The sequence below is a fragment of the Microbacterium sp. 18062 genome (genome assembly GCF_902706225.1).
Taxonomy (GTDB): Bacteria; Actinomycetota; Actinomycetes; order Actinomycetales; family Microbacteriaceae; genus Microbacterium.
The window spans coordinates 1-594 of the sequence record NZ_CACSKB010000171.1 but is presented as its reverse complement, the minus strand read 5'-3'; the positions used below and the strand labels follow the sequence as shown (position 1 = coordinate 594).

Here is a 594-nt window from a genome sequence, read left to right as displayed (position 1 = left end):
CCGCATGGGTGTAGGTGGCTGGCGCCTGCGGCATCGGCCGGGGTGCCTCCTGCGTGGCGCATCCACCTGTGCAGGCCAGTACGGCGGCGAACACGGCGCGGCAGGCGAAAGCAGGCAGGCTGCGGCGGATGGGCGAGGGTGCGGTTGGCGCCATGTCAATCCCGTGCCAGCGCCTGCACGGGCTCCAGCCGTGCGGCATTGCGGGCGGGCAGGTAGCCGAAGGCCATGCCGATCAGGCAGGAACTGGCCACGGCCAGCACCACCGACGCGGAAGAGAAGGCCATCGGCAATTGCGGCAGAAACACGGCGAGGAGCGTCCCCAGGCCGTACGCCAGCACCACTCCTGCCGCGCCACCCATCAGGCAGATCAGCACGGCCTCCATGAGGAACTGCAGCACGATGTCGGAACGCCGGGCTCCGACTGCCATGCGCACTCCGATCTCTCGCGTCCGCTCGGTGACCGAGACCAGCATGATGTTCATCACGCCGATTCCGCCGACCATCAGCGACAGGGTCGCCACGCCGGAGATGAGCAGGGACAGGGTGCGGCTGGTGCGCATCGCAGCCTGCCGGATCTGGTCCGAATTGAGGATG

1 protein-coding gene is annotated in these 594 nt (G+C 68.5%); it reads right to left on the bottom strand.

The window, feature by feature from the left end:
- Positions 1 to 155: 155 nt before the first annotated feature.
- A partial coding sequence (locus GVL03_RS19200; RefSeq protein WP_159502574.1) for an FtsX-like permease family protein occupies positions 156 to 594 on the bottom strand: 439 nt, incomplete at its 5' end.